This is a genomic window from Aetokthonos hydrillicola CCALA 1050 (assembly GCF_017591665.1).
Classification (GTDB): Bacteria; Cyanobacteriota; Cyanobacteriia; order Cyanobacteriales; family Nostocaceae; genus Aetokthonos; species Aetokthonos hydrillicola.
Map to the genome: position 1 here is coordinate 1 of NZ_JAAKGC010000283.1, position 2,491 is coordinate 2,491.

The following is a 2,491-nucleotide window of genomic DNA, read 5'->3' on the forward strand; positions in this document are numbered from 1 at the left end:
TTCTACAACAGCAAGCATGGCGCTAAATGGTTACCTTACTACCTTGATCTCAAAAGCAGCCATGGAAGGGAAATTGCTATTTCTTTACAACAAACGGGTTATTACCGTGTACTGTTCTTTGCTCGTGAGGATCCAAGCCGTTGCGCTCATGTTGCTGTGTTAAGTATCGCCTTTGCTCAACAGCAAAAATTGCAGCAGTGGATCATATTAAGCAATGCGTTTGTGTCTCATGCTGATTTCCAAACTAGTAAAAATATACTCAAAATTGAGTATGAAAAGTTGAAACCCCGAATTCTGGCAAAGTTACAAGCAATTGATACAGGCTCCTCACTTAATCTGTCTTGCTAATTTGCCTTATTAACTTTTGTAAAAAAAATGTGACATTATCTTCAAATATAGTTATAAAAAATATAAGTGGGTAGAAACGAAATTTCTGTAGTCCTATTGGACTTAACATTTTAGGAAATCTTCATTTCTGTAAGCTTAAGTGGATACTATAATATTCAATGGGATATTATACAGACAGTGCGTTTCACACGTAAACGAGTCTAAATGCCAATTACATTAGGAACTGTAGGCAGCTGTTTTTAGCTAATATTGAGTTTCTTCGTTGTAAGTTGACGCCCCAGCATCCCCAGCTCTTTTCCTCCTTGGAACCTAGCAAGAGAAGGAGGTCGCCCCCTATGCGACATTATAGTTCTATGCCCAAGAGGAGCCTGAGTCTAAGCCCCATTGTTGCTTAAGAAGCTCCTTGTAAGTTGCTTCGCGGACGACCATTTGCTCATAGAGCTTAACTAAAAAATCTTTAGCTTGGTCGTGACTCATGTGCTGCACTTGAGTGGCAAAAGAGCGGATGCTAAATTGCTGTTCTAAGGTCAGTTCAGATGGCTGGCTCATAATTAACTCCAAAAAAAGGTTAAGTAAAGGTGATCTAGGACTTAAGAAATACCATATGGTATTTCTTTGAGTGGTAGGTTAGGTCCCTACATTTGTCCATCCATATTACAAAAGATAACAACTGTTTGACAAATTGCCCATAGCTTTATGGGATATTTTTTGTTAACTCGATCAATTGCACCTAATCCTACTGATATAGCTCCAGCTCTGTAAAGGTAGATTTCGGGAATCTTCCAAGCTTTGGATCTTGGTTTCAGTACAACACTCCGAATCACAAAAATTTACAATTTAACGTCCAACAAGAATAACTTTGGACGTTAATTGTATTTGTATCAAGTCAGAACTAAAAAAAAAGCTCAGGCTGAACAAATTGATAAGTATATTTACTTTAATTGGGCATGGGGCATGGGGCATGGGGCATGGGGCATGGGGCATGGGGCATAGGGCATAGGGCATAGGGCATAGGTAACAAGAAACTGGGGACTTCATTCCAATGCTCCCTGCTCCCTGCTCCCTGCCCTGCTCCTGTGCTCGCTACTCCACCGACACAATGACGACTGTAATGTTATCGTGTCCGCCTTGTTCTTTGGCAGCATCAACAAGGGAGATAGCGGCTTTTTCAAGCGTAGGGGTTTCTTGGAGATAAGAAGCTATTTTGTCGTCAGCGAGTTCTTCTGTCAAACCATCACTGCATAACAGGAAGCGATCGCCAGCCTGCACATCTAGGGGCTGCACATCAAAAGTATGTAAGTCGTCACGTCCTAAGCAGCGGGACAGAACGTGACGGAAGGGATGAATGCGAGCTTGCTCAGGTGAAATTTCATGCATCTTCAAGGCATGTGCTACCCAAGTGTGGTCTTCTGTTATTTGTTCTAACAATGATCCCCGGAAGCGGTAGAGTCTAGAGTCTCCAACATGAGCGCACAAAGGCGGATCTTTTGGAGGAAAAATGACCACTACAGCCGTTGTTCCCATGTCAGCACGTTCACTATGATTTTGTTGATCATGTAGAATTGCTTCGTTTGCGTGCCATAAAGCTCCCTCTAGTAGTTCCTGTCCCGACTTAGAGGAACCCCAGTTTGCCAACAAATATGCTTGTATTTGTTCGGTAGCAATACGACTTGCTTGCTCACCACCCGCATGACCACCCATACCATCAGCAACAATAAAAAATCGTCCTTCAGGATCTATATAAAAAGCATCCTGGTTGTTAGAACGAATCAAACCAGGATCGCTGAAACCGATGGAGTTAAGTTTCATATAATTCCAAAACAAATTAATACATTCGGTCATAGCGGTCGAGGCGCAAAAGTAGTCGAATCAGTAGTCCAGATATGACTGCTGCTATAAAACCAGCAAGCAGAGCCAACCATATGTAATCTTTAACAATTAAGATTGTAGCCGAAAGTGTAAAACCACTGATGATCACAGCGTAAGTTAGTCCTATCTGAGTATTGGTCTGCCGTCGTAGCAGGCGTTCTGTTTCTATAGATCTGACCCGCACACGCACGTCTCCCCGCTCTAGTTTTTCTAGTGTATCTTCCAGCCTGCGCGGTAGTCCAAATGCAGTACTACTAACTTGAACTGCTTGCTT

General features: G+C 42.4%; 2 protein-coding genes and 2 pseudogenes. 1 reads left to right on the top strand and 3 read right to left on the bottom strand.

What is annotated here, in order from left to right:
* Positions 1–348, top strand: a pseudogene (locus G4P69_RS36960) (serine/threonine protein kinase); the annotation flags it as partial.
* A gap of 351 nt (positions 349–699) precedes the next feature.
* On the opposite strand, the gene G4P69_RS36965 reads toward G4P69_RS36960, so the two are convergent.
* The 3 genes and pseudogenes from G4P69_RS36965 to G4P69_RS36975 form a co-directional block, all read right to left on the bottom strand.
* Positions 700–897, bottom strand: a complete 198-nt coding sequence (locus G4P69_RS36965; protein ID WP_208354809.1) for an NblA/ycf18 family protein — start codon at positions 895–897, stop codon at positions 700–702.
* A 534-nt stretch (positions 898–1,431) separates the two neighbouring features.
* Positions 1,432–2,157: a PP2C family protein-serine/threonine phosphatase gene (locus G4P69_RS36970; protein ID WP_208354811.1), complete on the bottom strand. Its 726-nt coding sequence runs from the start codon at positions 2,155–2,157 to the stop codon at positions 1,432–1,434.
* A 16-nt stretch (positions 2,158–2,173) separates the two neighbouring features.
* Positions 2,174–2,491 (bottom strand): annotated as a pseudogene (locus tag G4P69_RS36975) (AarF/ABC1/UbiB kinase family protein); the annotation flags it as partial.